Origin of the sequence: Archangium gephyra, assembly GCF_042230915.1 — a bacterium.
GTDB classification, from domain to species: domain Bacteria; phylum Myxococcota; class Myxococcia; order Myxococcales; family Myxococcaceae; genus Archangium; species Archangium gephyra_B.
Genome location: NZ_CP102578.1, coordinates 9,345,639 through 9,371,568, shown reverse-complemented (window position 1 = coordinate 9,371,568; position 25,930 = coordinate 9,345,639). Strand labels below are relative to the sequence as shown.

At 67.8% G+C, this 25,930-nt stretch carries 15 protein-coding genes; 4 read left to right on the top strand and 11 right to left on the bottom strand.

The features are described 5' to 3' along the window. Nucleotides 1-193 precede the first annotated feature (193 nt). Nucleotides 194-4,063 (top strand): tetratricopeptide repeat protein, encoded by a 3,870-nt coding sequence (locus NR798_RS36870; protein ID WP_375767239.1) that lies wholly within the window; start codon nt 194-196, stop codon nt 4,061-4,063. A gap of 579 nt (nt 4,064-4,642) precedes the next feature. Here the strand turns inward: NR798_RS36870 and NR798_RS36865 are convergent. The 3 genes from NR798_RS36865 to NR798_RS36855 form a co-directional block, all read right to left on the bottom strand. Continuing rightward, nucleotides 4,643-7,378, bottom strand: a complete 2,736-nt coding sequence (locus tag NR798_RS36865) for a hypothetical protein (protein WP_375767238.1) — start codon at nt 7,376-7,378, stop codon at nt 4,643-4,645. A gap of 242 nt (nt 7,379-7,620) precedes the next feature. Then, nucleotides 7,621-8,394 (bottom strand): hypothetical protein, encoded by a 774-nt coding sequence (locus NR798_RS36860; RefSeq protein ID WP_375767237.1) that lies wholly within the window; start codon nt 8,392-8,394, stop codon nt 7,621-7,623. 379 nt (nt 8,395-8,773) lie between these two features. Next, nucleotides 8,774-9,667: a glutaminyl-peptide cyclotransferase gene (locus tag NR798_RS36855; RefSeq protein ID WP_375767236.1), complete on the bottom strand. Its 894-nt coding sequence runs from the start codon at nt 9,665-9,667 to the stop codon at nt 8,774-8,776. Nucleotides 9,668-9,737: 70 nt separating this feature from the next. On the opposite strand from NR798_RS36855, the gene NR798_RS36850 reads away from it, so the two are divergent. After that, nucleotides 9,738-10,556 (top strand): alpha/beta hydrolase, encoded by an 819-nt coding sequence (locus NR798_RS36850; RefSeq protein WP_375767235.1) that lies wholly within the window; start codon nt 9,738-9,740, stop codon nt 10,554-10,556. Further along, nucleotides 10,553-11,137 (top strand): hypothetical protein, encoded by a 585-nt coding sequence (locus tag NR798_RS36845; RefSeq protein ID WP_375767234.1) that lies wholly within the window; start codon nt 10,553-10,555, stop codon nt 11,135-11,137. The genes NR798_RS36850 and NR798_RS36845 overlap by 4 nt, the downstream gene beginning before the upstream one ends. 17 nt (nt 11,138-11,154) lie before the next feature. On the opposite strand, the gene NR798_RS36840 is transcribed toward NR798_RS36845, so the two are convergent. The 4 genes from NR798_RS36840 to NR798_RS36825 form a co-directional block, all read right to left on the bottom strand. Continuing rightward, nucleotides 11,155-12,093, bottom strand: coding sequence for an L-lactate dehydrogenase (locus NR798_RS36840; RefSeq protein ID WP_375767233.1), 939 nt, complete (start codon nt 12,091-12,093; stop codon nt 11,155-11,157). Nucleotides 12,094-12,216: 123 nt separating this feature from the next. Then, on the bottom strand, nt 12,217-13,422 hold the full coding sequence (thrS, locus tag NR798_RS36835) for a threonine--tRNA ligase (protein WP_375767232.1): 1,206 nt from the start codon (nt 13,420-13,422) through the stop codon (nt 12,217-12,219). Nucleotides 13,423-13,735: 313 nt separating this feature from the next. Further along, nucleotides 13,736-14,263, bottom strand: coding sequence for an ankyrin repeat domain-containing protein (locus NR798_RS36830; RefSeq protein WP_375767231.1), 528 nt, complete (start codon nt 14,261-14,263; stop codon nt 13,736-13,738). A gap of 38 nt (nt 14,264-14,301) precedes the next feature. Beyond that, entirely contained in the window at nt 14,302-15,774 is a 1,473-nt protein-coding gene (locus NR798_RS36825) for a catalase (protein ID WP_375767230.1), read from the bottom strand. Nucleotides 15,775-15,901: 127 nt separating this feature from the next. Here NR798_RS36825 and NR798_RS36820 point away from each other — a divergent pair, with 127 nt between their 5' ends. After that, a complete protein-coding gene (locus NR798_RS36820; RefSeq protein WP_375767229.1) occupies nt 15,902-16,828 on the top strand; it encodes a LysR substrate-binding domain-containing protein in 927 nt (308 codons plus the stop codon). Nucleotides 16,829-17,008: 180 nt separating this feature from the next. On the opposite strand, the gene gspC is transcribed toward NR798_RS36820, so the two are convergent. The 4 genes from gspC to NR798_RS36800 all read right to left on the bottom strand — a co-directional run bounded on the left by gspC (nt 17,009) and on the right by NR798_RS36800 (nt 25,922). Further along, entirely contained in the window at nt 17,009-17,899 is an 891-nt protein-coding gene (gspC, locus tag NR798_RS36815; RefSeq protein ID WP_375767228.1) for a type II secretion system protein GspC, read from the bottom strand. A gap of 170 nt (nt 17,900-18,069) precedes the next feature. Next, nucleotides 18,070-19,308, bottom strand: a complete 1,239-nt coding sequence (locus NR798_RS36810) for a sulfotransferase (RefSeq protein WP_375767227.1) — start codon at nt 19,306-19,308, stop codon at nt 18,070-18,072. Between the two features lie 15 nt (nt 19,309-19,323). Further along, nucleotides 19,324-21,951, bottom strand: a complete 2,628-nt coding sequence (locus NR798_RS36805; protein WP_375767226.1) for a MupA/Atu3671 family FMN-dependent luciferase-like monooxygenase — start codon at nt 21,949-21,951, stop codon at nt 19,324-19,326. Next, a complete protein-coding gene (locus NR798_RS36800; protein ID WP_375767225.1) occupies nt 21,948-25,922 on the bottom strand; it encodes an amino acid adenylation domain-containing protein in 3,975 nt (1,324 codons plus the stop codon). The genes NR798_RS36805 and NR798_RS36800 overlap by 4 nt, the downstream gene beginning before the upstream one ends. Nucleotides 25,923-25,930: the final 8 nt, after the last annotated feature.

Here is a 25,930-nt window from a genome sequence, read left to right as displayed (position 1 = left end):
GTCGGTGAGCACAGCCTTGCTGACCCCAGCCGCTTCCTCCTCCGCATCCCTGCACCAGCCCGCCGCCCAGCAAGAGGGCCCCCATTCCTCCTATACTCCAAGACCAAGGAGCCGCAGCCTGCGGAAGGGCAAGGGTAGTCCTCAGGGGGACGCGTCCTGTCCTACATAGCTGCTGCGGAGCATGGGACCGCGTATGCAAGACAAGGTGAATCTCCTCAGGAGGGATGAGTTCGGCGCACTGGTGGTGATGCGCGCGGTCGCCGACCTGATCCGCGGGGCATGCCTGCGGGATCCTGGGCCCGTGGAAGTCCGGATGGAGGATGCCCGCTTCCCGGAATGGGACGACCTGACGGTTGCTTATGCAGTCGACGGGGCGAGGCGCATCGAGTCGTGGCAGGTCAAGAACCAGACGACTCCCTTCTCCCAAGAGCTGTTCGCCAAGCTGCTCCGCTCGCTTCGCTCGCACCCTGAGATCGCCGCTTGGCATCTGCTCCTTCGTGACTTGGTGGATGTAGAGGATGTCGGGAACCTCCGCATTCTTCGAGCCCTCTGTGAGCGCCTCTCGAGGAGCGGGCTCGACCTGGAGGTACTTCCGACGACTCTCGACTCCAAGACGCGTCGATGGTTGGAGTTCGTGAAGCAGAGCCTGGGCTCTACGGAGGAGGAGGCGCTTCGCTTCCTGTCCAGGCTTGAGATCGAGACGGTCATCTCGGAGCGCGACTTGAAGGACCGCGTTCTGGAGAAGCTGGGGACTGTCTACCAGGATCCGGAGACTGCCTACGCGCGGCTCAGGGAGTACCTTCGCGAGAACCTGGACTCCGCTGGGCGCATCACCTGGGAGCTCATCGAGCGGTGTGCCGAGGCGGGACATCGCCTCACGCCGACCCAGAGACTGCTCCGCAGTGAGATCGAGTTGCTGGAGCCTGATCCTCGCCCCGGTGATCTCCTCCGGGCAGGGAGCAGGGTGCTGTCTTTCCATGGGCGGACCGAGCATCTGCAGGAGTTCGAGCTTTGGTTGCAGAGCGCTCCCCCTGTTTCACTGATGCTCTTCACTGGCGCTGGTGGGACTGGGAAAACCCGGCTGCTCATCGAATGGTGTCTGAGTCTCAGGCTGCGGGGTGAGGTGGCGGGGTTCCTGCCCCGACACTTGGACGCAAGCCAGCTCCGCCAGCTCGCGCATGGTCGGGAGCGTCGAGTCATCGTCGTGGATTACGCCGAAACACGAACCGGTGCTCTGCGAGAACTCCTGGAACTGGCTGTTGAGGAGCCGCAGTCACGAGGGCCGCTGCGGCTCGTGCTGCTCGCGCGCCGCGAGGGGGAATGGTGGAGCAACCTGGGGCAGCAGAGCTTGCCAGTGAAGCGAGTCATCGAGCGGCAGGGGCGGGTTTGGGACCTCGGCGCCCTCGCCTCGGATGTCGCGCTGCGGCGCCAGTTATTCGATGAGGCGCTTGAGCGGTTCGCAGTCCTTCTAAAACTGCCGAAGCCCGTGCAAGCGAACGCGGCTCTCTCCGCCGCACATTTCGCACACCCCCTCTACCTGCAGATGGCGGCGCTCGCCACGCTCGAAGGACGTACCGAGTTCCAGGCAGTCGAGCTGCTCGATTCGACGCTCGGACATGAAAAGCGGTACTGGGTCCGCGCGATGAATGCCCTGGGCCATTCCCCGCCGGATATCAAGATCGTCGAGCGTGGCTTTTACGGGATGATGACGCTCGCGACGCTCTGGGGCGGGCTCCGCACGCGGGAACTGGGGCGTGAGCGGCTCTCAAAGCTGACGGGTGTACCTGCCGCTCGCTCTGATTTGATCGAGAGCGTCCTGGATCTCTTGGAGGAGCTTTACGGACGAGCCCGCGCTGCGGATGGCACCTGGGTACGGGGGCTGGAGCCTGACCTGCTAGGCGAATACTTCGTTGCTGAGCAGTTGGAGAAGAAGGGGGAATTTCTTGGCGCAGCCTTCGACTTAGCGGATGACGAGGAGTGTCGCAGTGCGCTCATCGTCTTGACGCGGCTAGCCGACCGTCAGTCCAAAAGGATGCGATGGCTGCAACAAGCCCTCACCGCGCGTCTGGATCGCCTCGGGGAAATCGCGGTCAGCGTGGCCGCAGAGGTGGGCGATCCCCTTGGCATCGTGCTGACGCTCGTAGCTCGGTCGGAAAAGGAGCTGGGCCTACTCAAGCGGTTGCTCATCGCATCTTCAAAAAGTACCGCACTCCTGGAGTTCAGGATCGAGGTCATGTCTCGAATAGTATCCGCCAACAAGCCCGCCTACTCCAAGATGAGCGAGGAGGAGAAGGAGTCCCTTGCCCAAGCAGCGGGGCACTTTGCTGAGGATCTGTGGACGTATGGCGCAGCGCAGAGGGCATTAGAAGAGTGCGAGTACGCCCTCGGCATCTACCGCGAGCTCTCCCCATCGAATGACGAGAAGTTTGGTTCCATCGTGGTGCAACTGCTGCTCCTCCGCGGCGCGGTTCTTCGGAAGCTCGCTCGGACGACAGAAGCGCATGAGGCCAACTCAGAGGCCATCGCATTGGCACGCAAGCTCCTCACCACTGATCCCGAACAGTTCAGTCCTCTACTCGGGCGCTGCCTGAACAATGATGCGATTCAACTGCTCGAATCGGGTAAGCACAACGAGGCGTTGCAGGCGATAGAGGAGTCGGTGGCGATTCGGCGCCGTGTCTTGGCGGCTTCGCCAGATTCCGAGAGCGCAGCATCGGAGCTGGCGTTCAGTCTCAGCACGCAGAGCGGAGTGCTTGCCAAGGAGAACCGTATCGTGGAAGCGCTTCCCATTGCCGCCGAGGCGCTGGATCTGACCCAAGCACTTGCCGACAGGACCCCGGAAGAATTCCTCCCCTTTGTGGCATCTCGCCTGACGGTCCTTGCTGTTTACTTCATAGAGTTGGGACGAGCCAACGAAGCATTCCCGTCGCTCCTCCAAGCCGCAGCCATCCGACGGAAGCTGTCACGGTACCGGCCGGCGATATATCTCCCGGAACTCGCCAACACACTCCAGGTCATGCGTGGGCACTTCCGTGATGCCCGGAAGGTGAAGGAGTTGGTGGAGGTTGATACGGAGTTGGTCTCCATCTATCGAGTCCTGAGACAGATCGACCCGGAGAAAAACTCCGAGGCGCTTGCCGTAGCGCTGTATGAGCAGAGCAAGCATCTGGTGCTCGCGGGGCAAGAGGAGGGGGCCAGCAAGTCGCAGGAGGAGAGCCTCGCCATCTATCGGGAACTTGCCACGGTAAATCCCAGCCTCTTCCGACCGAAGCTCGCGGGTGCCCTCAATAATTTCAGTGATAATCTCCGTCAATGGAACCGGCTCGACGCCGCAGTCACCACGGCAATGGAATCCGTGGAACTTTATCGAACGCTCTCGGAGACAGCCGAGGAGTATCTCAAGCATCGGGTGCTGCCGCTAGAGAACCTCGTCCTGGCTCTTGAGCAGATCGGTGGTCGAGAAAAGGAGCAGGAGCGTGTCCTGCGTGAGCTTGAGGAAGTCCATGATCAACTTGCTTCCAAAAGCCCGGCAACGCCGGATCCGAAGCGTCTGTGGGCCTTGAGTACCCAAGCAGCGCTCTTCGCTCGGCTCAGCCGATATGAAGAGGCCATGGTCGCGTATCAGAAGGCCGTCGAGGTTGCCCGACAGCACAGTCCAAGCGAGCACCAGAAGAGGGCCTTGGCGGTCTTCCTTCATGACCTCGCGGGGAATGCCACCATGGCTGGGCAGCACGACAAGAGCCTCCCCGCCCTGCGCGAATCCATCGAACTCCTTCGCGCTCTCACCACGGATGCTCCGGGTCAGGACGAACTGGAGCTGGGCCTGGGACTAAATTCTCTCGCGGTCCTCTTGCACTCCCGAGGGGAGTGGGGCCCAGCATGCGACGCTCGCAAGGAAGGCTTGCAGTACCTTGCCGCTGTGCTGGCGACTGTCCCAGATCCGGACGCCTTGGCATTGCTACCCTCGTACCTGGAGACCTACCGGCAAGAAGCGGCAGAGGCGGGAGTGCCCGTGGATGAGGCGCTGCTGGAAAAACTTGAGGCGCACCTCTCCGCCAAGTAGGAGTTCGCTCTGGGAATGCAAAGCAGCGGGTTCGATTCCCGCCGCCTCCACTATTCAGGACCCCAGGCTCTCCGGAACCTAGGGCCTTGTTCTTTGAACCTCAGGCAGCAGGTGCCATCCGTCCTATACGCATACGCTCCCCGTGTTGCAGCCGACGCATGAAATCGGGATCGACAGGGGTTCGCGATGCTCGTCACATCGCTCGCGGAGCAAAATACCCTCTCGGTGCCGATGCAGATCTGCGTCTCGCGCGCCCGCTGCACCCTGACAGGGTGCCAGACGACTCGTGGGATGCGAGGTGTCGGAACGAGTTCTTTGACACCTTCCCCGGCGCGCCCTTGACGCCAATCCACATGCCCGCCGGGGTGAACGCCCAGGCATCAAGCGCCATTTGCGCTCCAATGGACAAGCCCATCCTGAGCCTCCAGAGGTAGAAACTAGGAAGAGCCGCTTGCACGCAGTATCAACCGCGAGCGCAGAGTTCGCTTAGGCTGGGTAGTGACCTCGCCGCAGTGGCTGGCGTAATTGGTCGCTGCGACGAGCGGCGGTGACACGCACGGTAGCGCTCGTAGCGACTGCTCAGCCCGCCTGATTCTCCTGAACGAGTCGGGCTAGTTCCGCCTCTAGTTCCCTTCGGTATTTGTTATCGAGCGGCAACTCGCTGATCGCTTGGCGCAAGTCCTCTTCCGCATCTGGGTCGGAGAGTGCCTTTCTGATCACAAACCGATCGCGAAGAAACGCCGGCATGAACTTCTTGTCCTGCAATCCATCGAGTGCCCTGTTGATGGCATTCAATGCTTGCGCGCTTTGCATCATGCCCTGCAGAGCTTGTGCCTTTCGTTGCCACCAGAACCAGTTGCGATCTCTTTCAGGTACTTGTTCGAGTCGCGAGTCCGCGTCGGCGAACCTGTCGAGCAGTATCAATGCCTCGGCGTGCTGGATCTTTTGGTAACTGTTTGAAGAGGCGATGCCCGCGTAGACCTCATCGGCAGCGAGCAAGAATTCCCGTCGACGCGGGTCGCTCGCCTCTGTCGCCTTGGCCGCAGCCTTGTGAGCTTGCGCCCAGTTGAAACGCTCGGAATCCGAAGCGGGTACAGAGTCGCGCCACTCGATCGCGTCGAACAAGCGCAGCGTCAGCTCCGGCATCGTGTAGTGGGTCTTCTGGGCGACCGAGGCGATGAGCTGGAAGGCATGGCCCCGGTCGAGATCGCGCGCACGCGCCAAGCTCCGCATGATCACCGGTTCCTGAGCCGCCAGCTCGCCGGGCGAGCCCTGCGAGGCCAAGAGCCGCAACGTTTCGAGCAGGACTGCTGAGGACACGGAGTTTTCGTCCGCCTCGTATCGTGCGAGAATTTCCCTGCATTGCTCCAGTGATTCTCGACTACGCCGCGTCTTCTCAAGAATTCGCGCGAGCTGGAGCCGAGCAGCTGCGAACGTCGGGTGATCGAGCAGAATTTCCCGGAACTCCGCCTCGGCCTGCTCATACTTGGCGAGGCGCTCCAGCATCTTTGCATGGTGGTGTTTGAGGTCCCGCAGCAGCTCGCCGCTCGCGGCAAGACTGCCGCAAAGGATTTCAAGAGCAGTGATGTTCGTCTGCAATGAGGTGCGGGCTGAGTCTGCGCCGCGACTCGCTGAGGTGAGCGTGTACAAGGCTTCGACGCTCTCGATTACTGCACGGATCTCGATCTCGCGTCCTAACCAGTGGTTCGAGGCGGCAAGCGCTCGAGCGGTGGCAACGGGATCTGCAAATACTTCCAGCGGCGTGTTGGAGACTCTCGCCAACGCCGCTGCGTAGACGAAGGACGGTCGTCGGTCTGAGCGGAGCAGACGGAGCAGCAGGTTCGCATGGACGCGGGTAACGCGCCGGACCAACAGGTCCCCGCGTTCGTGCTCGGTGCGGATGAACTCATCCAGCTTTTCGCGAAACAGTGATTCACGTTCGCGAGAGACGGAAATGACGGCGCGGATCGATTTGTAGACGACGTCGTGCACACGGACGTCGCCCGATGTGGTCGCCGCGAGGAATGCGCGCTTCTGGAGATTTCTGACCGCGAGCCCCGAAACGCAAACAGCGGCCAGTTCGGCGTCGAAGCGTGCCTCATCGCACCATTTAACGAACTCAAGTTCGTCGGCCAACGGAGCCCTGTGCCGCAGAAGGATTCGCTGGCAGACCTTGTCGTGCCGCTCGTCCTCGATGGATCTCACCGCGTCCGAGCAGCATGCGTTTACGCCCTCCCATCCATCGTCCTGAGCCACCCGATTCAAAGCACTTAGCAGCAGTGGATGACCACCAACGCTTGAGAGCACGCGCTGCAAGACCGCCTGGGGGCAACGCTCGGGAACACCCGCTTCAAGGAGGGCCTGCGCTGAGCCGCGATCGAGATCGCCCACCGTTATAGCCAGAGGAGCGGAGGTCGTCTGGCACGTCACAATCAGCTTCGACGACCCACAATCCATAGAAGCGATCTGGTCAGGGGGGAGCGTCGCGTCGTCTAGTACGAGGAGACACTTGTGTCGGCGGAGCAGGCTGGTGACGTTGTGATGTGTGCCGGTACGCAGGACGTCCACGTCGGTGAGCCGCTTTACGTCGTGCAGCTCGCGCGCGTCGAGCCAGATGACGAGCTCGAACTGCGACCTGAGCGTCTCCGCAACGCGCGCTGCGAGTGCGCTCTTCCCGATGCCGCTGATCCCCTTGATGACGGCAGATGAGGCGGCTGCCAATCGGTCGGTGACCGCCCTCTCGGCGGCTGGTCGCGGCAGGTAGCCTCCGTAGACGGGAACGTGATGGCTGAACGCGTGCTCGTCAGCCAGTCGCCCAACGCTCGGAAGGTATGCGGTTAGGTCGCGGACGAAGCGTTCCGACTCAAGGTTTTCGAAGATGTGGCCCGCGATGGCCCTTGAGTCCAGGATATCCACCTGCATCGACGAATAACGCCCTGTGGTGAATTCTGCGACCAGGTTCGCGATTTCTGTCGTTTCTCCTGCGGTCGCTTCGCGCGACGATAGAAGCCAGAGATGCTTCACATCGGGGTGGAGGTCAATGGCGTGAAGCAGGTCGCTCCTCGGCTTGCTCATGCTCCCGTGGAAGTAGTGTGAATCTGAGCTCATCTCGGCTACGAGCGCGGCCCCCATGGCTGAGGTGTCGACCGTGTACCCACGCGGAGCCCCGTCAACAGTGGTGCCGCGCTCGACCCAGTGCGCCGGGTGAATGACCCGCATCATCACGTAGCCGAATTGCTCGAACCGTCCGCCGGTGAGCAGCGCGATCTCCTCGATCAACGTCGTGATCACCTTGTGCCGAAACGCATCAGGCATCGAACCATGCCCTCATGAGCGAGGAATGCGAGTGAATCACCGGGGGAGTCTAGCTCAGAAGTCGATTCCGGAACGTATAGGACGGACGCCAGGGGAAGTGTCAAAGGACTCGTTCCGACACCTCGTCTCCTACGAATCGTCTGACATCCTTCCTAGCCTACGACTCAGAATGCACGGCCGAGGCTCGCGGGGGACGGGAGGACGAGCGAAACCGGGGCCAGACGTGAGCGGCCCCGCGCCCTTTACTGCCCGAGCGACGAGGGCGGCGGCCGGGCACTGAACGAGGGCAGGTAGCACTCCCCCTGGTACTCGAAGAGGTCCTCCGGGCACGGGGCCTTGAGTTTGTGAGGTGCCCAGCAGGCGCCGACGAGTTCGACCTCGGTGTAGCGAGTGCAGGGGGGGCGCTTCTGTCTCTTGAAGGGCTCTTTCGGCAGAGGCCGGGTGAACACGGGTTGCCCCTGGGGGGTGGTGTCCGCGAGCCAAGCGAGGAAGTCCGGCGTCTCGACTGCCGTGGGCACCTCGTGGCTCGAGGGCGCGGGTAGGGCGCTCGGGGGTTGGGACACGGGGGCCAGACGCACCAGCGCGAGGAGCAGGGCGCTTACCGTGACGGCGCTCGCCACGCCCCATCCCAGACACCACCGGAGGCGGGGCTGGTGGGGGCCGGACACGGCGCGGACCATACGCCGCACTTCCTCGAGCACACCTTCCAACGTGAGCAGCAACGACTCCGCCGACTGCCTGTCCTGGGCCCTGGCCCAGTCGGTGTGCTCCACTTCCATGGCGGAGTAGCCTCGTGAGGCCCAGGTACCGAGGAACACCCGCCAATCCTTCCGCGCTGCCTTGCCCTCCTCGGCGGCGTGCTTGCGCACCAGGGCCGTGGCTCCGCTCGTCTCGTTCGTGGCCAGATAGAGTTCCTCCTGGCTGTCGTCGGACTGCTGCACCTGCTCCTGGATCAGGTACGGCCCCACCCGCTCCGCGCCCTCCCCGCTCGCTTCGGACTGCTTCTCTTCGTCCATGCGTGCTCCTCCCTGGCCTCCCCGCCTGCGGGTGGTCAGGTGCTCTTGTTCGCATGGACCGAACCCGACTTCCAGGAGGTACTCGGTGCGTCAGGTGGGGGCCTACTCACGGGTACGCCGGTGAAGATGTCAAAGGACTCGTTCCGACACCTTATACGAATCGTCTGACACCGTTCCTAGGACTGGCACTCCATCCTCACCTACCGGCTGACGGAGGAGGGCAAGTGCCCGGACTGCGGAGCGAGGATTCCGGGCCACTTCGACACGAAGCCGGGAGACTTCGGGCGCCGCCGTGTCCCCATCGCGGTGATGTAACCGCGCCCACTCCGGACGCCGGAGCAGCAGGGTGACCCGGCGGGCTACTTCGCCCGTTCGCCCTTCAGCTCACCGTCTCGTCCACGACGCCGCCCACCTTGACGACCTCGTATTGAGGGCGGTTGCTTGGGAATGGCGGCGTCTCCCCGTAACGGCCCTCAAGCCAGAGCGCGCAGCGGGCCGCATCGCGCCCACACTTCTGCGCCATCCGCTCGCACAGCGGCACCCCGAGCGCCAGATCCGTCACATGGATCTCGACGTCGCCCACGCGGGAGCGCTTGAAGCTCGGCGCGAGCAGCCCCGTGAGGTGGATCCACCCGGTCACCCGTCCGGTGGCCGGGTCGATGCGGGCGATGTCGTTCTGCATGTACACGTTCGCGTAGAGCTCGCCCTTCACGAACTCCAGCTCGTTGAGGAGGGAGATCTCCCGGCCAGCGTCGGTCACCCGGACGGTGCGCCGCACCGCGAGCGTGGCGGGATCGAGGAAGCGCAGGGTGCTGGTGCCATCGCTCATGATGAGCGAGGTGCCATCGTCGGTGAGGCCCCAGCCCTCGGTGGGGTATTCGAAGCGGCCCACCTGCTGGAAGGTCGCGGCGTCGTAGATGAAGCCCACCTGCGAGCGCCAAGTGAGCTGGTAGAGCCTGCCCTTGAAGAGCGCGATGCCCTCGCCGAAATACTGCCGCTCCAGCGGGTGCCGGCGCAGGACCGCGCCCGTCTCGAGCTCCACCTCGCGCAGGCTCGACTGGCCATTGAGGCCCGTGCCCTCGTACAGCTTGCCGTCGCGGTAGACGAGCCCCTGCGTATAGGCATTGGGATCATGCGGCCAGCTCTGGACGACCGTGAAACCCGACACGGGCGTGACCGCCGGGGGCGCCGGAGGGCGCTCGTTGCGGCAGGCGAGCACGGTGAGCAGCACGAGGGGAGAGAGCCACGCGAGGGAGGGACGCCGGAAAGTCACGATGGGGGCTCCTGAGGGAGGCGATGCAGGCTAGCGCGAAGCGCGCGGATGCGTCCTACTCTCGTGTCCCATGCCTCTGCTCTCGCATTGCGCGGGTCCGCTCGCGCTTCCGCTTCTCATCGGCCTGACGCTCGCCGGGTGCGGCCCCACGTCCGCCCACGAGTCCGAGCCGTTCCACTCCACGCTGCTCGGGCGTGACTTCCTCCTGCACTCCTACGTCCCCGCGGAGCACGGCGGCGAGCTGCCGGTGGTGCTCGTGCTCGACGGCAACTCCATGTTCGATCCCGTCGTGCAGGAGCTCGAGCGGGGCGTGGCGCGCGGCGAGCTGGAACCGGCGGTCATCATCGGGATCGCGTATGCCGGCTCGCAGAATCCCCGCAACACGGACTTCACGCCCGTGCCGGATGACCGCATCCCGGACAGCGGCGGTGCCTCGCGGTACTTCGATTTCGTCGCGCAGGAGCTGCTGCCCCACCTCGAGTCGCGCTTTCCGATCTCCCGGCGCAGGGAGGACCGGGCCCTGCTCGGACATTCCTTCGGAGGGCTCGCGGCGGCGTACGCCCTCTTCGAGCGGCCGGAGCTGTTCAACCGTTACGGGCTGTTGTCTCCGTCGTTGTGGTACGCGGAGGGCATCGTCTACTCCTGGGAGGAGGCGCGTGCCGCGGGCAGCCGCGAGTGGCCGGTGACGGTGTGGATGTCGACGGGCGCGTGGGAGGGGGCGGAGATGGCCGGAGGCTTCGAGTTCCTCGACCGGCAGCTGCGCTCGCGGGACTACGTGGGTCTGCGCTACGGCTCGGCGCTCATCCCGGCGCAGGGGCACCTCGGGAGCTTCACCGAGTCCTTCCAGCGCGCGACCGCGTTCGTGCTGAAGAAGGAGGTGCTGCCATGACGATGGGACTCTCCCTGGCGGCGGCGCTGCTCCTGGCGGGTGTTCCCGGGACGGAGGCGCGGGTGGTGGACCAGATCGATCTGCACCTGGATCTGATCAACTCCGCGGGCTACCCGCTCCCCACGCCCGTGTACTCCCTAGGGCTGTCGGTGCAGGTCCGGAAGGAGCTGCCGTGGGGGCTCTACCTGGGCCTGCGCGAGCACGTCGTGACGCCCTGGCGCACGTTCATCAGCTCCGACCGGAACGTGCGCTCCGACACGCAGGCGATCGGCGGAATCGGCTGGCCGGTGGGGCGCTCCTGGCAGCTGTCCCTCGGGCTCCAGGCGGGAGTCCGCACCGGCTACTCGGGCGGCCCGGTGTCCTACCAGGAAGGGCGCTACGCGTTCTCGTACGACAACTGGAGCGCCCGGTTCTCGTCCCAGGCCGTGCTCGGCTACCGCCACGACCTGTCCGATTCGTTCGGCCTCTCCGCGCAGCTCGCCTTTCCGCTCACGAACATGATTGGCGAGCTCTTCGACGGCGACACCGGGCTGCTCTCGGTGGGCGTGGTGTGGCGGCCCGGTGCGGGGAAGAGCCCGTAGCGGGCCGTCCGGGAAGCTCAGAACCCCAGGGTGCGGATGGCCTGGCGGATGGTGTCCGCGCTCCGCTTCAGGCCCTCGCGCTCCGCGTCGTTGAGGGGTACCTCCAGCACCGTCTCCACGCCCGTGCGGTTGACGATGCTGGGCACGCTCATGCACACGTCGTTGATGCCCAGGTAGCCCTCCAGCCGCGAGCTCACGGGCAGCACCCGCTGCTCGTCGTTCAGCACCGCCTCCAGAATCTGCACCGTGGCCAGGCCGATGGCGTAGTTGGTGGCGCCCTTGCCGCGGATGATCTGGTAGGCGGCGGTGCGCACGTTATCGAAGATGCGGGTGCGGTCCTCCTCCGTCAGCCGGGCGCGCCCGGGCACCGACCACTGCATCAGCGGAACCGCTCCCACCGTCGCCGAGCTCCACAGGGGAAGCTCCGAGTCCCCGTGCTCGCCCGCGATGAAGGCGTGCACGTTCTGCACCGCCACGTTCAGGTGGCGCGCAAGCAGGAAGCGGAAGCGCGAGGAGTCCAGCACCGTGCCGCTGCCGAACACCCGCCGCGCCGGTAGGCCGCTGAGCTTCTGCACCACGTACGTCAGCACGTCCACCGGGTTGGTCACCACCAGCAGCAGCGCGTCCGGGGCCACCTTCAGCAATTGCGGCACGAGCGAGCGGCACAGCGCCACGTTCGCGCCCGCCAGCTCCATCCGCGTCTGTCCCGGCTTCTGCTTGGCGCCCGCGGTGATGACCACCACGTCCGCCCCCGCGCACACGTTGAGGTCGTCCGAGCCCTCCAGCGTGGCCATGGGCACGAACTGCAACCCGTGGTTCAGGTCCAGCACCTCCGCGTCCACCTTGGCCCGGTTGATGTCGTAGAGGGCGAGCTGCTTGGCCACTCCCCGGATCATGGCGGCATAGGCAATGGTGGCCCCCACCGAGCCGGCTCCGATGATTGCGATCTTGTTCACGCGCTCAGCCATAGGCGGCGCAGCCAACCACACCCCGGCGCCGTGGCTCCAGGAAACGCATCCGGAGGGCGCGGGTGCCCGTGACCTGGCTGACACGTCACGGGCACCCGGTGCCTCCTTCTGTCACGCCGAGGCCGCGAGCCGGCACTCGGAGACGAGCGCCGCCACCGCTTCCTCCCACGGCAGGTCGAGCTGCTGGCCGTTGCGCCGCCGCAGCCGGACCGCGTTCCACTCCACCTCGCGGTTGCCCACCACCGCGAGCCACGGCACTCCGGCCTGGCGCGCGTCGACGATCTTCCGGGACAGCGACTCGCCCCGGACATCCACGCTCACCCGGCAGCCCAGCTCGCGCAGCTTCGCCGCGAAGCGCTGGGCGTAGGCGCCAGCCGCCTCGCTCACCGCCGCCACCACCACCTGCTCCGGCGCCAGCCAGGCGGGCAGCGCGCCCTCGTGGTGTTCCAGCAGGATGCCGATGAAGCGCTCCAGGCTCCCGAGCATCGCCCGGTGGAGCATCATCGGCCGGCGCTTCTGCCCCGAGGCATCCACGTAGCTCAGGTCGAAGCGCTCCGGCAGCACCAGGTCCAGCTGGATGGTGCCGCACTGCCAGGCCCGGCCGAGCCGGTCCTTCAGCACGAACTCCAGCTTGGGCCCGTAGAAGGCGCCCTGGCCGGGCTGCATGAGGCATTGGAGCCCGGCCTGTTTCGCCGCGTCGAGCAGCAGGGACTCGGCCAGGTCCCATACCTCGTCACTTCCCGCGCGCTGGGCGGGACGGCTGGAGAAGGCCACCTCCACGTCCTCGAAGCCGAAGTCGGCATAGAAGGCCTGGAGCGAGCGGCAGAAGCGGAAGACCTCCTCGCGCAGCTGCTCCTCGGCACAGAAGACGTGGCCGTCATCCTGGGTGAACTGGCGCAGGCGGAACAGGCCGTGGAGTGCTCCACCCGGCTCGTTGCGGTGCACCAGCCCGAACTCGCCCAGCCGCAGGGGCAGGTCGCGGTAGCTGGGCGCCATGCGGTGCACGAGCTGGATGTGGCCCGGGCAGTTCACCGGCTTCATCGCGAGGTGCCGCTCGCCCTCGCCGGCGAGCTCGAACATATTCTCGCGGAAGTTCTCCCAGTGGCCGCTGCGCTCCCAGATGGGCTGGGCGAGGACTTGTGGGGTCCTCACCTCGCTGTAGCCCTCGCGTTGCATCTGCTGCCGGACACGGCTCTCGATGAGCCGGTAGAGCAGGTAGCCGCGCGGGTGCCAGAAGACCATGCCGGGCGCCTCCTCCTGCAGGTGGAAGAGATCCAGGCGCTGGCCCAGGGAACGATGATCGTGTGCGTCGAGCATTGCGTACTCCGATACGGGAAAGAGGCCTTCCGGTCGGAGCACTGAGCGCTTGCACGGACGCCCCGGCCGGTGAAGGCGGGGCAGGGAACCGTGCGTTCGTCAGCTCACTTCACGCACGAGTCCACTCCCGCCGTTTGAGTGGCGGTGGTGGTCGTCGTGGTCGTGGCGCTGAAGAAGCTCACGCGACGCAAGGTGCGCGTGGCCTCGTTTTTTGTCAAGCCGGGTTGTGGAGACTGTCCGGCCGCCGTGCATGGGGCGCGGCGGCCGGGATGAAACAGGGTGAAACGTTGTCAGGCCAGGTGCCGCTCGCGCGTCACTGCCGCCCCGCGAGCCGCTCCGTGGTCCGGCGAGCCCCCATCGCGCGGGCGTAGTCGAGCGCCGTGCGGCCCTCGGCGTCCTTGTGCTCCGGCGACGCGCCGCGAGAGAGCAGCAGCTCGAGCACCTCCAACTGGTCGAACATCGCCGCGAACATGAGGGCCGTCTTGCCATCCGGCCCCGAGCCGTCGACCCGGGCGCCGCGGTCGAGCAGCAGCCGGGCCATGGCGGCGTTGCCCTTGAAGGCGACCCCGGCCAGCGGCGTCTGTCCGCGATCGTTGGTCCGCTCCGGGTCGGCGCCCCGCTCCAGGAGGGCCCGGGCAACGGCCTCCTGGCCGAGGTAGCTCGCGAGCATCAACAGCGTGTCCCCCTTCTCGTTGCTGAGGTTGACGGGCAGCCCCGAGTCGATGAGCCATGCCAGGTTGGCCGTCTCCCCGGCCCTCGCGTAGTGGAATGCCGAGCGCGCCAGGGCCATCACGTCGTTGTCCGTCACCGTCGTCTGCGAATCAGGGGTCTGCGTCTTCATGGGGAGAGCCTCGAGAGGGAAGAAGGGGGGAGGGGAGCTCAGCGCGAGCGGCGCTTGTCGTGGACGGCCTTGGCCACGCGCGCGCCGTACTCCTCGTCGGCGTTGCGGAAGTGGGCGATGCAGCGCGTGATGACGTCCTCGCGGCTCACCTGCGACAGGCTGCCCGAGATGTTCTCCACCAGGCGCTGGCGCTCCGGCTCGCTCATCAGCCGGTAGAGGGCGCCCGCCTGGACGAAGTCGTTGTCCTCGGCGTGCCGCACCGGGACGTAGGTGCCCGTGGAGCCGGTGAGGGAGACGCCGAGCCCGGGGGCCTCGCCCGTCTGCGCGGGGCCGTTGTAGCTGTTGGGCTCGTAGTTCTTGCTCCGCCCCCCGTTGCCGTCGAAGGCCATGGCGCCGTCACGGCCGTAGTTGCGCGCGCCGCCCTGCACGCCCTTGGGCGAGTTCACCGGCAGCCGGGTGTGGTTGATGCCGAGCCGGTAGCGGTGCGCGTCGCCGTAGGCGAAGAGGCGCGCCTGCAGCAGGCGGTCCGGCGAGGGGCCGATGCCCGGCACGAAGTTGCTCGGGTCGAGCGCGGCCTGCTCCACGTCCGCGAAGTAGTTGTCCGGGGCCCGGTTGAGCACCAGCTTGCCCACCTCGATGAGGGGGTAGTCCTTGTACGGCCACACCTTGGTGAGATCGAATGGGTTGAAGCGGTAGCCAGGCGCGTCCGCCTCGGGCATCACCTGCACCTTGAGCGTCCACGAGGGGAACTCGCCGCGCTCGAGGGCCGCGTAGAGGTCGCGCTGGTGGTACTGCGGATCCTTGCCGCCGATGGCCGCCGCCTCCTCGCTGGAGAGCGTCTTGATGCCCTGGTCCGTCTTGAAGTGGAACTTCACCCAGAAGCGCTCGCCCTTGGCGTTCACCCACTGGAAGGTGTGCGAGCCGAAGCCATCCGTGTGCCGCAGCGTGGCGGGGATGCCCCGGTCACCGAAGAGCCAGGTGAACTGGTGCGTGGCCTCGGGCGAGTAGGAGAAGAAGTCCCACTGGTTGTCGGGCTCCTGGCAGTTGGTGAAGGGGTCGTACTTCTGCGAGTGGATGAAGTCCGGGAACTTGATGCCGTCGCGCAGGAAGAAGACGGGGGTGTTGTTGCCCACCACGTCCCAGTTGCCGTCCTCGGTGTAGAAGCGGACGGCGAAGCCGCGCGGGTCGCGGGCGGTGTCGGGCGCGCCCTTGGAGCCGGCCACGGTGGAGAAGCGCAGGAAGACCTCGGTGCGCTTGCCCTTCGTGTCGAAGAGCTTCATGAGCGTGTAGTTCGAGATGTTCGGGTTGGTCACCTCGAAGTAGCCGTAGGCGCCCGAGCCCACCGCGTGCACCACGCGCTCCGGGATGCGCTCACGGTTGAAGCGGGCGAGCTTCTCCAGCAGGTGGTGGTCCTGGAGGAGCACCGGGCCCGCAGCGCCGGCGGTCTGCGAGTGCTGGTTGTCGGCGACCGGAGCTCCGGCCTCGGTGGTCAAGCGGGGACGATTGGACACGTGATTTCTCCTGCCTGTGGCGTCAGTGCGTTGGTGACGTGAGGGAAAGTAGAGAGTTCACGCTGAGTTGCCCAAGACATCGTTCCGATGGGATTGATAGGGTGGGGTTATCAGTTGTCCCAGAGCCATGCCCTCCCTGAACGACATCTCCCTGAGGCAGTTGGAGTACCTCGTCGCCGTCGCGGACGTGCTCGGCTTCCGGCGGGCGGCCGAGCGGTGCCACGTCTCCCAGCCCGCCCTGAGCGCGCAGATTCAACAGCTCGAGGACGTGTTGGGGGTGAAGCTCTTCGAGCGGGACAAGCGCCGGGTGATGCTGACGCCCGCCGGGGAGGAGCTGGTGGCGCGGGCGCGCAAGGTGCTCACCGAGGCCGGGGACATCCTGTCCGCTGCGTCCCGGCTGGCGGATCCGTTCGCGGGGCCGCTGAACCTGGGCGTCATCCCCACCATCGCGCCCTACGTGCTGCCCGAGGTCATCCCGGCCCTGGTGAAGCAGTACCCCCGGCTGCAACTGCGCCTGCGCGAGGACAAGACGGAGGTGCTGGTGAAGGATCTGGAGGAGGGACGGCTGGATGCGGCCCTGCTGGCGCTCGTGCCCGAGGTGGGGGAGGTGGAGCACGCGGTCATCTCGGAGGATCCCTTCGTCGTCGCGGCGCCGCCCGGGCACCCGCTGGAGAAGAAGAAGCAGGTGCGGTTCCAGGACCTGGACGAGGAGAACGTGCTGCTGCTGGAGGACGGCCACTGCTTCCGGGGACAGGCGCTCGCGCTGTGCACGCGGATTGGAGCGCGCGAGGTGGACTTCCGGGCCACCAGCCTCACCACCCTGGCGCAGATGGTGATGTCGGGCGCGGGGGGCATCACGCTGCTGCCCGCGCTCTCGGTGCCCATCGAGAACCGGCTGGGCAAGCTCGTGGTTCGGCCCTTCTCGGACCCCTCGCCGAGCCGCACCCTCGCCCTGGTGTGGCGCCCCGGCTACGCCCGGACCGATACGCTCCGGGCCCTCGCGGGCACGCTCCGCTCCGTATGGCCCGGGAACAAGACCACCGCGAAGCGCTGATACTCCCTCCAATACTCCCTCTCCTCCCGGGAGAGGGTGGGGGTGAGGGTGCCCGGACCCGTTCTCCAACCCGTGGCCAACAGTGGGGACAGGGGGTTCAACCCGCGTTCACCCGATACCCTCACCCCGTCCCTCTCCCGAGGGGAGAGGGGAAATGGCCGCGGACCTGCTTCGGAGGGCTCAGCGCATCGAGTACGTCAGGCGCATCGGCTGACCGTTGCGCTCCACTTCCAGCTCGATGCGTGAGGACTCCCGCAGCTTCTGGAAGGCCTCGAGCCCACGATCCGCGCTGGCGATGGAGAGCCCGTTGATGCGCTGCAGGATGTCCCCGTTCTGGAGGCCGATGCGCCCGTAGAGCGAGCCGGGCCGGATGGAGAACAGCTTGAAGCCCTGGGACTCCCCGTTGCGCATGGCGGGGATGACGCGCGCCTGCATCAGCAGCTCACTGGGGTTGGCGAGAGCGGCGTCCAGGTCCCTGCGCGAGACCTCGTAACTCTGCGGGCCCAGTTGCCGGACATCGATGGAGGGTTTCGTGTCCGTCGCGGCCGGCGCCGCGGCGGCTCGTGGCTCCAGGGGCGGGGGAAGCGCGTCCGTCGCCGTGGCGCTGACGTACTCCAGCCGCCCCGAGTTCATCAGCAGCACCCGCGTGCGCTCGATGGCCACCACCTGGGCACCCTGGATGTCGCCCCCCGTCCACACCGAGCGCGTGCGGTGCGTGGCGCCCTCGTACACGGAGGCGAAGGTGTTGGAGGGATTCGCCCCCACCATCGTGCCCAGCAGCTTCAGGCCCAGCGTGTTCGGCACCGCCTCGTCATTTTCATCCCCCGGAGCGGCGATGACCTCCTCACGCACCTTGTCCGGCAGGCCCAGGTAGCGGGCGAGCGGTGCGAGGGCGAGCGGTGTCGGCAACTCCTCCTTCGCGCGTGCCTTCCTGGGCGGCTCCTCGAAGGAGGGCAGGGGCTGGAGCCACGCGTCCACCACCGAGTTCACGGCGTACGCGGCCACCAGGCAGGTGCATGCGGCGCAGAGCAGGGTGAGGGCATGGAACGCGGGGCGGATGAGTGTGGACATCGGTGGCCTCCTGACGGGGAGCGTGATGGCACTCCCCAAAGCAAGGCCGGGACCACCGGCCGCGCCACCGGCCGCTCCAGAGGGAAAGAGGGGGCTCTTTCCCATGTGCCGCACACGCCGAGCGCGACAACCTGTCAGCGGTGGCTCGCGGGGCGTGACAGCCCGTCCCGCTACGCCATGCGGACGTTGAAGTGCCCGGTGTAGGCCCGGAAGCGCTCGGCCACCTGCTGGGCATCGAGGCCGTAGTGCTCCAGCGTGTACTGGTGCACGCCGTGCTTGTGGCGCGGGTTCTCCGCGAGCCACGACTGGACGACCCCGGCCGCCGCTTCCTCGCCGCCCAGTCCGGCCCACCGGTGGATGCGCTGCACCTGGCCCGCCGGGTCCGCCATCAGCTCGTCGAAGTGCACGTCGAGGAACTGCTCGGGGGCTGCCTTGGCGCGTGCCGCCATCGCCCGGTCCATGGCCTGGCCCCAGGTGTCGAGCCACTGCTGCCCCAGCGCCACCGGATCATGCCCCCGCATCGACGCGATGCGCGTGGTCTCGTACAAGCTGCACCCGGAGGCCACCACCTGGCGCGGGTCCCGGTGGGTCTGGATGATGCGCGCGTCGGGGAAGACGGCCAGCAGTGCGTCCAGGTTGTAGAGGTGGATGGGGCTCTTGAGGACCAAGTGGTGCGCCCGCGACTTCCACGTGAGGAGCTGGAGCACCTCGCGGTAGTAGCGGTAGGCCGGCACCATGTCCGTGTCCATGAGCCAGTTCATGTAGCCCGGCAGGTGCGCCCGGGCCTCCGCGGCGAAGTCGGTGAAGCTCAGCCCGAGCAGGAAGAGGCACTCCTCGGGCGCGGTGGCCACCAGGGGATGGATGGCCTTCATCGCGGGCACGGCCTTGTGCGCCTGCTCGGTGAAGCGGCGGGTTCGCTCGATGCGCGGGTCCGAGGCCTCCGTGGCCGGGTCCGGCGGCGGCGAGGGCCACAGCATCTCCCACAGCTTCGGCGCCCGGGCTCCCGGCATCCTCGCGAGCAGGTTGAAGAGCAGCGTCGTGCCCGTCCGCATGAAGCCGAGGATGAACACGGGCCGCTCGATGGGAACCTCGCGGATCTCCGGGTGGCGCGCGAGGTCCTCGGCGATGCGCAGCCGCTGCACCAGCAGCCGCAGCAGTCCTCCCCGGATGGAGAGCCGTCCCACGAGCGACAGGTTCCCCTCCTCCTCCAGGGCGCGAACCAGCCTGCGCAGGGGCTCGATGAACGCCTCGCCACCGAAGTCGTTCAGGCCCGTCTGCTTGCGCGCCTCCGCCATCAGTTGGTCCGCGTCCAGCTTCACCGCCCATGGACCCACGCCGCTGCCGAGCTGGTTGAGCAGCCGCAGGCCCAGGGGGAGCTGCATCGCCGTCACGGCGTTCTTGCCTTGCATGGGGGTGTCATCCTCTCAATGGAGTTCGAAAGCAACCGGCGGCGTCCCGGGGAGCCGTTCGTCCAGGTGCTCGGCCAGCACGCGGCGGGTGCGCAGCGCCTCGTCCCCCGCGAGATCCTTCAGCTCGGCCAGGTACGTCAAGCCCTCGAGCGCATGGGCCTCGGCGACGCCGAAGTCGATGAAGCACGCCAGCTCGTCCGCCCCCGCCTCCATCAGCCGGTCCACCATGGGCAGGCATGAGGTGGGGGTCCCAATCAGCGCGCTCATCCGGTAGTGCTGCTCGAAGGCGAAGGTGGCCAGCGAGTCCAGCCACTTCGGGTCGTCGATGTCCACCTGGATGTCCAGGCTCCGCACGCGCATCTGCTGGAGCCGCAGGTGCGTGCGCAGGTAGTGCGTGAGCGGCCCGCGGACCCGGTCGAGCACCTCGCCGGACTCGCGCCCCACGAAGGTGTGCAGCATCACCGTCACCGTGCCCGCCGCGGGGTCATGTCCCGCTCGCGCCCGGGCCGCCCGGTAGAGGGCGATCTTCTCCCGCACCTCCTCCACCGGCTGCGAGGCCAGCGAGGTCAGCACGTGGAAGCCTAGCTCGCCCGCCTTCTCGAAGAGCTCGGGGTTGCCGGGACAGGTGAGCCACACCGGCAGCTCGGGTTGAACCGGCCGGGGGAAGGTGCGCAGCTGGACCTCGTTGCCCGCTCCATCCCGCGTGGCCACTGCGCCCCCGCGCCACAGCTCCCGCACCTGCTCCAGCGAGCGGAACAGCACCTCGCGCTTGGCGTCGAAGTGGTCCGGCGCGAGCGCGAAGTCGTTCGGCATCCAGCCGGACGTCACCGACAGCCCCACCCGGCCCTTCGACAGGTTGTCGATGACGGACCACTCCTCCGCCACCCGGAAGGGATTGTGCAGGGGCAGCACGACGCTGCCGGAGCGCAGGCCGATGCGCTCGGTGATGGTGCTCAGCGCGGCGCTCAGCACCGAGGGGTTCGGGTAGAGCCCTCCGTGCTCGTCGAAGTGGCGCTCGGGCGTCCAGATGGCCGTGAAGCCGTTGCGGTCCGCGAACCTCGCTCCGTCCAGGTAGAGGCGGTACTTGTCGCTCGTGCCGGCGCCCTCGTTGGCGAAGAAGAAGAGGCCGAAGCCGGGCTTCTTCCGGGCCTCGCCCGCCGGACGCACGGGCTCCACCCGGGCCACGAGTGCGCCGGTGCCGGGAGCGCTCGGGTCGGCAACCACGGACACCCGAGACACCGCCGGGTGCCGCGCGAGGACGGCCTGGACCTCGGCTGCTCCGAAGCTCCCGCCCACCGTGAGGGCGCCCGCCACCGCCTCCGCCGGGGCCTCCGGCAGCTTCGGGGGAAGTGAGAGCGCGGAGGGTTCCTGCTCCGCCCGGAGCGCCAGCTCTTCCAGCAGCGTCCCGAGGTGCGCGGCGGCATGGGCCACCGCCGTGGAGGCGAGCTGTCCGGGATCGGAGTGGAACCGCAGCTCCAACCGGGGCCCCTGCTCGGCGCGGATGACGAGCGGGGCGGGGAGGGCCGCCGCCTCATGCGTGAGGGCGTGGAAGCCGAGGCTCCGGGCGAGGGGCCCTAGGGCTTCGTCCTCGGCGCCGGTGGTGAGAATGCTCTCGAAGAGCGGCTCTTGCTCCGGGGGGACCTCGAGCCAGCTGCGGAACTGGGAGGGCGCGAAGTAATCGGAGGCGTGTGTCCCGGCGTGCTCGGCCTGGAGTCCCCGGAGCCAGCGCAGCAGCGTGCCGCGTGAGGGCACCTGGAGGCGGCGGGGGACGAGCGTGGCGAAGCGCCCCACCAGGGGACCTCCGCCGGACAGCGCGGCCGGGAGCCCGGGCGTGAAGGTTCCAAAGAGCAGATCGCTTCCCTGGCCATGCTGGTGGAGGAGCACTGCCCACGCGGCCTGGAGGAGCGTCGAGAGCTCCAACGTGTGCTGCCGCAGGAACGCCTGCACCTGGGCCGTTGCCGCGGGACTCAGGAGGAACCGCTGCAACACTCCCTCTCCCTCTGGGAGAGGGCTGGGGTGAGGGTCTTCCCGCCGTGCCACGCGCCACGCCTCGGGAAGCCGCGAGCGCTGTGCACCCCGGAGTGGCTCACGGGCCCGCCGTTCCGACTTCTGCGCGTCCTGCTGCTCGAACCAGGCGAGGAAGTCCCGCTGGGGGCGGCTCTTGCCGAGCACCGGCTCATACCCCTCGCGGGCCGCGCGATAGAGCTGCAACAGCTCGCGGAGGCAGACCCGCGCCGAGCCCTCGTCGAGGACGAGCGGGTGGTACGTGAGGACGACCGTGCCCAGCTCCGGCGAGTCCCGCAGCACGGTGGCGCGGAACAGGGGCGCGTTCGCGGGATTCATGCCCCGTCTGCGGTCCTCCTCGAGGAACGCCGCCAGCCGGGCCGTGTGCTGCTCCAGGCGCGGCTCGATCTTCTCGCGCACCACCTGCACGGGCTCGTTCATGCCCTGGGCGAAGAAGGCGGTGCGCAGGGCGGTGTGCCGGGCGATGAGCTGGCGCAGGGCGGACTCGAGGGCCGCCTCGTCCAGCCCCTGGCGGAAGCTCCAGTGGAGGTGGGCGGGACGGGCCTCCGGCGCCGAGGCCCGCGAGAGGAGCTCCCGCTGCACGGGCGAGAGCCGGTAGACATCCTGGACGTTCTTCATGGGAGGGCCGCCTGGAGGTGGCGGGCGAGCTCCGTCACGTGGGGCTCGGCCATCACGGAATAGTGGTCTCCCGGCATGTCGATGAGCCGGGGAGGCTGTTGCGTCACGGTGTCCCATCCTCCCATCGGTCCCGAGGCGGCCTGGAGCGCGCCCGTCTCCGGACGGAAGAGGAGGATTCGCGCGGGGTGGCCCTTGCCGGGCACGTACTCCTGGAAGGCGCGGGCATGGGCCCGGTAGACGCCGAAGCGCGCACGCAGCACCTCGGGTCCCACGCCCGGAGGCAGCGCGCCCACGCTCCGGGCCCGCTCTCCCAGCAGCGCGAGCCGTGCCTCGGCATCGAGTGGCGAGAGCTCCTCTGCCGACAGCGCAAGCTCGTGTCCGGCGATGCGCCTCAGCTCCATCGCGAAGCCCAGGAGCAGCGCCGTGTCATCGAGCCGCGCGGGACCGGCTCCGGGCTGGAGCGTCGGCACCCAGCTGTCGATCAGCGCGACGGTCTCCACCGTCTGCCCGCGCCGGAGCAGCTCGCGCGCCATCTCGAACACCACCAGGCCTCCCATGGACCAGCCGGCCAGGGCGTAGGGGCCCTCGGGCTGAGCCTTGAGCAGGACCTCGAGGTACGCCGCCGCCATGGCCTCGAGCGAGGTGAAGGGCTCGCGGGTGCCATCGAGCCCCGGGGCCTCGAGCCCGTAGAGGGGCTGCTCCGTCCCCAGCTTCCGGGAGAGCGGCACGTAACAGAGCGCGCTGCCGCCGATGGGGTGCACACAGAAGAGGGGCCGCCGCTTGCCCCGGGTCTGGATGGGGACGAGCGGCGTCCAGTCCGTGGCGGCCGAGGGCTCCTGGCGCAGCAGCTCGGCGAGCCGCTCGACGGTGGGGTGCGTGAAGAGCACGGACAGGGGCAGGGTGCGGCCCAGCCGCTTGGAGACCTGGGACAGCAGGCTCATCGCGAGCAGCGAGTGCCCGCCCAGCGCGAAGAAGCTCTGGTCGATGCCCACCGGACGCACGTTCAGCAACTCCTCCCACAGCTCGACGAGCCGCAGCTCCACGGCGTCACGCGGGGCCATGGGAGGTGTCTCTTGGGCGCGGGCGCCCGTGGGGGCGGGCAGGGCCTTGCGGTCCACCTTGCCGTTGGGAGACAGCGGCAGGACGTCCAGCACCACCACCGCCGAGGGCACCATGTGCACGGGCAGCCGCTCCGAGAGGAAGCCGCGCAGGGACTCGGCCTCCGTCGCGTGGCCCGCGCCCGGCACGACGTAGGCCACCAGCCGCCTGTCTCCCGGCACGTCCTCACGCGCCACCACCACCGCCTCCTTCACGGTGGGGTGCTCCAGGAGCCGCGATTCGATTTCCCCCGTCTCGATGCGGAAGCCGCGGATCTTCACCTGGTGGTCGGCGCGGCCGAGGAACTCGATGCGGCCATCGGGCAGGTACCGGGCGATGTCGCCCGTCCGGTACATGCGCTCTCCCGGCTCATGGCCGAAGGGGTTGGGGAGGAAGCGCTCCGCGGTGAGCTCCGGCCGGTGGAGGTAGCCCGCCGCGAGCCCGTCTCCGCCGATGTACAGCTCTCCGGGCACGCCCACCGGCACGGGCTGGAGCTGTCCGTCCAGCAGGTACACCTGGGTGTTGGCGATGGGCCGGCCGATGGAGACGGTGCGCTCCACCTGTCCCGGCTGCTTCATCACGTAGCAGGTGGTGAAGGTGGAGCTCTCGGTGGGCCCGTAGCCGTTGATGACCCAGCCCGCGCGGGAGAGCCGCTCCTTCACCCGGCCCGGTGGAATCACGTCACCCCCGGCGAGCACCTGCCGCACGGAGTCCAGGGCCTCGGGGTGGTACGCCACCATCTGGTCGAAGAGGGGCGCCGTCAGCCAGAGCGTCGTCACCGCATACTGTTTCAACACCCGGCCCAGCTCCTCGAGCGAGTGCATGTGCGGAGGGCATACCGCCAGCTTCGCTCCATGCAGCAGGCTGCCGAAGAGCTCGAAGGCCGAGGTGTCGAAGGAGATGGGCGACAGAAGCAGGAAGGTTTCCCGGGGCCCGGTCTCGAAGTAGCCGGTGTCCATCGCCATGCGCATCACGCCTCGGTGGGGCACGCACACGCCCTTGGGCCGTCCCGTCGAGCCCGAGGTGTACATGACATACGCGAGGTCCATGGGGCCGGTGCCCGCGGACGGCGGTGGCTCCTCGCGCAGCGCGGCGAGCTTCTCCCGGTCCTCGTCCATGAGTACCCGCCGCTCGCCGCCCGAGGGCAGCAGGTCCGCCAGCGAGCGCTGGGTGACGAGCACGGAGACGCGGGCCTGGTCCAGCATGAAGGCCAGGCGCTCGCGGGGGTAGGCAGGGTCCAGGGGAAGGTAGGCTCCGCCCGCCTTGAGGATGCCGAGCACGCCCACCACCGTCTCTGGCGAGCGCTCCAGGCACAGGGCGACGATGGCGCCGCGCCCCACGCCCAGCGAGCGCAGGTGCCACGCGAGCTGGTTGGCCCGCCGGTCCAGCTCCCGGTACGTGAGGCGTGCGCCCTCGGCCTCCACCGCTACGGCGTCCGGCGTGCGGGCGGCCTGGGCCTCGAAGACCTCGTGGAGGCAGGCGTCGCGCGGGAAGGGCCGCGTGGTGGCGTTCCACTCCACCAGCAACTGGCGCCGCTCCTCCTGCGTCACCAGGGGCAGCTCGCGCAACCGCCGCTCCGGGTTCGCCACCATGCCCTCCAGGAGGACGCGCACGTGCCCGAGCATCCGGTCGATGGTGGCGGTGTCGAAGCGGCCCGTGTCGTGGACGAGCTGCAGCTCCAGCGTCTCGGCGAGGTCCGCCATGAGCGTGAGGGGATGGCCCGTCCGGGGGTCCGCGTAGCCGATGCCGTCCAGGGTCACCTTTCCCCCGGCGAAGGGGGGAAGTTTCGGCATCGGACCGCTGTGAATGGCGATGACGCTCTGGAACAGCGGCTGTCCACGCGGCACCTGTCCGAGCCCCTGCACCTCCACCAGCGAGAGCTGATCATGCCGGCGCGCGGCGACCTGATCCGCCTGGAGCTGCTTGAGCCAGGGGAGGAGCCGGGCCTCGGGGGGCACCGCCGTGCGCAGCACCAGCGTGTTGATGACGAGCCCCACCATCGACTCGGAGCCGGGAAGGGACGGGGAGCGGCTGGACGTCACGTTGCCGAAGGCCACGTCGCTCTCGCCGCTGTAGCGGGAGAGCAGCAGGGCCCAGGCCCCCTGCACGAGCGTGCCCGGCGTGAGCTGATGCTGGCGGGCGAGCGCCGCGAGCCGCTCCATCGTGGCGGCGGGCACCTGGAGCGAGCGGGCCGCATACGTCGCGTCCGCCTGGAGCGGCAGCTCGGCGCCCCGGTCCACCCAGAGCGGCGTGGGGGCGGTGAAGCCCTGGAGCGACTGTCGCCAGTACTGCTCGGACTCCGCCCGGTCGCGCTTCGCCTGCCAGGCGATGAAGTCCCGGAAGGGGCGGACGGGCTCCAGCTCCGGCTCTCGCCCCTGGGAGAGCGCGTCGTAGTGCAGGGCAAGCTCTCTCAGGCACAGCGGCAGCGACCACCCGTCGAGCAGCAGGTGGTGGTAGCTCCACAGGCAGCGGTACAGCTCCGGCCCGAGCTGCAGGACGGTGAAGCGCATGAGCGGGGCCGCGGAGAGGGTGAAGCCCCGCTGCCGGTCGGTGCCGAGCAGGGCCGTCCACTTCGCTTCCTGCTCGTCCGCTGTCAGCTCCCGCCAGTCCTGCTGGTCCCAGGGAACTTTCACCTCGCGGCGCACGGCCTGGATGGGCTCGGCGAGGCCCTCCCAGAAGAAGGCGGTGCGCAGCACGGCATGGCGCTCCACCATCCGTTGCAGGGACTGACGCAGCAGCGCGGCATCGAGCGGCCCGCGCCACAGCCAGTACACCTGCTCCACGTAGGTGCCCCCCCGGGGCGAGTAGAGGCTGTGGAACAGCATGCCCTGCTGCATCGGCGAGAGCCGGTAGACATCATCGACGTTCTTCATGGCTTCCT

Bases quoted from the DNA above. Each gene is read 5' to 3' on its own strand.
- NR798_RS36870 (WP_375767239.1), top strand. From the start codon at position 194: ATGCAAGACAAGGTGAATCTCCTCAGGAGGGATGAGTTCGGCGCACTG.
- NR798_RS36865 (WP_375767238.1), bottom strand. From the start codon at position 7,378: ATGCCTGATGCGTTTCGGCACAAGGTGATCACGACGTTGATCGAGGAG.
- NR798_RS36860 (WP_375767237.1), bottom strand. From the start codon at position 8,394: ATGGACGAAGAGAAGCAGTCCGAAGCGAGCGGGGAGGGCGCGGAGCGG.
- NR798_RS36850 (WP_375767235.1), top strand. From the start codon at position 9,738: ATGCCTCTGCTCTCGCATTGCGCGGGTCCGCTCGCGCTTCCGCTTCTC.
- NR798_RS36845 (WP_375767234.1), top strand. From the start codon at position 10,553: ATGACGATGGGACTCTCCCTGGCGGCGGCGCTGCTCCTGGCGGGTGTT.
- thrS (WP_375767232.1), bottom strand. From the start codon at position 13,422: ATGCTCGACGCACACGATCATCGTTCCCTGGGCCAGCGCCTGGATCTC.
- NR798_RS36830 (WP_375767231.1), bottom strand. From the start codon at position 14,263: ATGAAGACGCAGACCCCTGATTCGCAGACGACGGTGACGGACAACGAC.
- NR798_RS36820 (WP_375767229.1), top strand. From the start codon at position 15,902: ATGCCCTCCCTGAACGACATCTCCCTGAGGCAGTTGGAGTACCTCGTC.
- gspC (WP_375767228.1), bottom strand. From the start codon at position 17,899: ATGTCCACACTCATCCGCCCCGCGTTCCATGCCCTCACCCTGCTCTGC.
- NR798_RS36810 (WP_375767227.1), bottom strand. From the start codon at position 19,308: ATGCAAGGCAAGAACGCCGTGACGGCGATGCAGCTCCCCCTGGGCCTG.
- NR798_RS36805 (WP_375767226.1), bottom strand. From the start codon at position 21,951: ATGAAGAACGTCCAGGATGTCTACCGGCTCTCGCCCGTGCAGCGGGAG.
- NR798_RS36800 (WP_375767225.1), bottom strand. From the start codon at position 25,922: ATGAAGAACGTCGATGATGTCTACCGGCTCTCGCCGATGCAGCAGGGC.